At 67.3% G+C, this 1729-nt stretch carries 2 protein-coding genes; both read right to left on the bottom strand.

Annotated elements, in window-relative coordinates:
* Positions 1-121 precede the first annotated feature (121 nt).
* Positions 122-424, bottom strand: coding sequence for a 4a-hydroxytetrahydrobiopterin dehydratase (locus NBZ83_RS31965; RefSeq protein WP_261576490.1), 303 nt, complete (start codon positions 422-424; stop codon positions 122-124).
* On the bottom strand, positions 417-1729 hold a 1313-nt coding region (locus NBZ83_RS31960), incomplete at its 5' end, for an NsdA family TPR-like regulatory protein (RefSeq protein WP_261576489.1). The genes NBZ83_RS31960 and NBZ83_RS31965, both read right to left, overlap by 8 nt.

The following is a 1729-nucleotide window of genomic DNA, read 5'->3' as shown; positions in this document are numbered from 1 at the left end:
CAGGCAAGGAATCCAGAAGGCTTTTGATCGACTACGGGCGGCACCGGAAATCATCTGCGATTTCTTCAATGATCCAGATCTCGAATATATCAACGTCTAATTCCAGTAGCCCGTTTTCTCATTAGTATTCGGCTCCGTGCGTCGGCGCGACCGCCTGGATGCGCCGGGCGAGTTCGATGTCGTGTTCGGCGACGTAGCCGCCGAGGTCGCTGGAGCTGATCGAGATGTGCACGGTCTTGTATCCGAGGGTCGCGTCCGAGTGATGACCAAGATCATTCTGGATAGCGGCGATATGCACGATGAACGCGGCGCCCTGAATGTGGGGAATGGAATAGGTGCGTTCAATCCGCCGGCCGTCCGTCGACCACCCCGCCAGCTCGGCGAGCCGTGCCTTGATCTGGTCGTGCGACAGAGCCTCAGCCATGATCTCTCCCGACCTCCTCGTTGATGACCGGCGCCAGAACCGCCGTCAACTCCTCGCCGACCGGATCGGCGCGCCACGGCGCCATCGCCTCCGCGACCACGGCCAGTTCCCGCCGGGCCCGCGCCGAACCCGTCTCCACCGCGATGTCCGCAGCGCGGCGGGCGAGCTCCACCGCGCGGTCCGGTTCCCCCAGCATCGCCACGGCGGTCGCGTGGCGGGCCGACCAGACCCCGACATCCCGACGCGCCGTGGCCGGCGCGACAGGGATGATCTGCTGCCACACACGGTCGGCCTCATAGGCAAGACCGAGCCGCCCGTAGCAGGTCGCGCGCTGCACTTCGACGTAGCCGTGGGTGCGCCGACACGCCGTCCCCCACACCTCAACGTCGACGCGATCCAGCAGCCGAGCGGCTCGGTCAAGGAGCACGTCGACCTGACGGCGGTCGCCGAGCAGCGACGCGCCGTGCGCCTGCTGCTGCAACGCGAACACCTGTACTTCCGGGGTCAGGCTCCGCGCGTCGAGAAGAGCTGCCTGGCACAAGTCGACCACGGCCTTCGCGCGCCCAGCATCGGTGAACGCCATCGCCCGGTCCACCAGAGCGCAGGCGACGGCATCCCGCTCTCCCGAGCGATGGGCAAGATCGAGGGCTTGGTCGTGGCAGCGCAGCGCGGCCACGGGATCGCCCGCGTCCAACCAGAGCCAGGCCGCGAACGCGTAGAACGAGGACCCGACCTTCGCCAGCCGCTGACGCGCCGGACTGTCCGCGGCGTCCACCAGATGCACGATGATCTCGCACTGTGAGGTGACCGCGCCGAGGATCGCCTGCGAGCCGAACCCCATATCGGCGTGCAGATGCCCGTCCAGCTGGTCCGAAAAATAAGAAGCAAGCGCCGGGTCGACAACGCCGGCACGGCCCGTCCCGACCGATCCGGCCACGACGGCCGACCCGGCGAGGATGTTGAACCTGCGGCGGCCGAACCCGTTCACACCATCGATGATCCCACCTCCGACATCGAGGGACGCGCTGCTGGGAAGGCTGAAGCGATACCCGCCCCCTTCCGTGCCTGGCCGTACGCCACGCGTGGGAGCCCCACCATCGGGACGTCGAGGCATCCTCGTGAGCGCTTTGCGCACGGCCGGTGCCACCGGAACGTCTATCTTGGCCGATCCCGACTGATCCGCCCGCCGGGTGCTGTTGATCAGGAGCGTGTCGGCGGGGGGCATGTGTTCGCGGTCGTCGAGGTCGAGGAGGTTGTCGATGCTGGTGCCGTAGACCTCGGCGAGTAGGGCGAGCATCTGCGGGG

The sequence above is a fragment of the Frankia gtarii genome (assembly GCF_025403375.1).
In the GTDB taxonomy this organism is placed as follows: domain Bacteria; phylum Actinomycetota; class Actinomycetes; order Frankiales; family Frankiaceae; genus Frankia; species Frankia gtarii.
This window is presented reverse-complemented; position numbering and strand designations above follow the sequence as displayed.

Bases quoted from the DNA above. Each gene is read 5' to 3' on its own strand.
- NBZ83_RS31965 (WP_261576490.1), bottom strand. From the start codon at position 424: ATGGCTGAGGCTCTGTCGCACGACCAGATCAAGGCACGGCTCGCCGAG.